Origin of the sequence: Corynebacterium sp. HMSC05D08, from assembly GCF_001807215.1 — a bacterium.
Classification (GTDB): Bacteria; Actinomycetota; Actinomycetes; order Mycobacteriales; family Mycobacteriaceae; genus Corynebacterium; species Corynebacterium striatum.
This window is the reverse complement of the sequence record NZ_KV788345.1, coordinates 1-1,807: the sequence shown is the minus strand read 5'-3', so window position 1 is coordinate 1,807 and position 1,807 is coordinate 1. Positions and strand designations below refer to the sequence as shown.

2 protein-coding genes are annotated in these 1,807 nt (G+C 65.6%); both read right to left on the bottom strand.

Annotation, left to right across the window (positions count from 1 at the left end):
* Positions 1–202: 202 nt before the first annotated feature.
* On the bottom strand, positions 203–775 hold the full coding sequence (locus HMPREF3148_RS09520) for a TetR/AcrR family transcriptional regulator (RefSeq protein ID WP_021353195.1): 573 nt from the start codon (positions 773–775) through the stop codon (positions 203–205).
* A 17-nt stretch (positions 776–792) separates the two neighbouring features.
* Entirely contained in the window at positions 793–1,782 is a 990-nt protein-coding gene (locus HMPREF3148_RS09515) for an MFS transporter (protein ID WP_246818809.1), read from the bottom strand.
* Positions 1,783–1,807 lie beyond the last annotated feature (25 nt).

Here is a 1,807-nt window from a genome sequence, read left to right as displayed (position 1 = left end):
GGTACACCCAGTGCGACAGATGTGTCGCAAAAATGGCGAGACCGAGCCTATTGGCAACAGCAAACTACTGCGCCGTAACTGTCCCGCTGGGGTGCCCCTGTATGGCACTGACTCGACGAGGCCGCGAACGAGCAGCCTCTTGAGAAGGCGAAAGGCAGCGGCAGCGAACCTGGATCGGTTCAGATCTGCGAGATGGATGCGCTCATCGGTTCGCCGCGTTGCTCGAGGTTCCGGCTGCGTCCGCAACGGAGTGGGCGAGGTGCTCTGCCAGCGCGGCGCGCAGTTCGGGCGGAAGGGGGGCGGCTCCGACGGATTCGCTAAGCCAGAGTCCGTCGGCGGCAAGGTACGCGACCATCTTCTGCAGCGCCCGAGGGTCAGTCGGGTCAATCTCGGCAGGGTCGGGTATCCATCGGGAGATGACCCTTCTCCACGGCTTGTTGAGCTCGCTGTCGGTGCTCGCCTCGAGCATGAACAGCAGCTCGGGGCCAGTGGCGCTGCGAGCGCTCACGCGGGCGTAGGCGGCGACGCGCTCGTCCTGCGTTGCCTCGTCTGGGTCCTTGCCCAGGACGTTGATCATCTCGTGGTCCCAGCGCTCGGCAAGATGCTCGTGCAGCGCGAGCACCAGGGCGTCCTTCGAGGGGAAGTGGTAGAGCAGCCCACCTTTGGTGAGTCCGGAGGCGGCGGCCACCGATTCGTACGTGACGGCCGTGACGCCGTCGGTTTCGACAACGTGGAGGGCGGCTTGGAGGATGGAGTCTCGTTTGCTGGTCCGCATGAGCGGTCCTTTCGTGGTCAGTGCTCGGAGTGCAGCTGCGACTGCGTGCCAGGCAGGTACCGACGCAGCAGCACTCCCGTGATGACAGTGGCCGCTGCCAGGACGCCGGCAACGACTAGCATCACGACGAGGTACGCGGAGTCGAAGGCCGTGGAGGCCGCCTGAATGATGGCGGCGTCTCCCTGCGCCGCCTCCAGTGCCTCAGCGATACCGTCACCAGCCGCCGCCGGTGCGCCGTTGGGGAGGACAACACTGGCGGTATAGATGGCCGTGAGCAGGCTTCCGAGCACGGACACGGCGATGAGGCTGCCGAACTCGTAGGAGACCTCTTCGAGGGAAGCGGCCATGCCTGCACGGCGCACCGGCACGTTCCCGATGATGGCGGTGGAGGCGACCGACAGGGCAGCTCCGAGACCGGCACCCGTCACCAGAAGGCCGAGAACCAGCACGCCGAAGGATGATTGGAACCCGACTACCGTCACCACGACGCCGCCGGTGGCGACGGCGAGACCACCGGTGATCAGCGCGAGCAGCCCGACACGGTGCAAGAAGGCACCACCCAGGAGCGCTGTCGGCAACGAGCCCACGGCAATCACGGCAACCAAAAGCCCAGCCTCCAGCGGACTGAAGCCGACGACCTGCTGGAACCGTTGCGTGGTGACAAGCTGGATGCCACCGATGGCGAACATCGCGAACGCCGCGGCGAGCACGCCAGCACTGAACGCCGGGTTGAGGAAGATGGAGAACTCCAGCAGCGGATTCTCCAGGCGCCGCTGACGGCGCACGAAGAGCCAGAACCCGATGGCAGCAACGAGCAGCGCAACAACAATGGTCGCGACAGACGGGGGCGCGTGGCCGATCTCCTTGATGGCCACCACCGTTCCGACGAGCCCGATCATCACCAGTATCGAAGACACGGCATCCCAGCGCTTCGAAGGATCCGGGTCATTGGCCGGGCGGATCAACCAGGTAGCAACCAGCACCAGCGCCACTACGGGCACGTTCACCAGGAACACCGAGCCCCACCAGAAG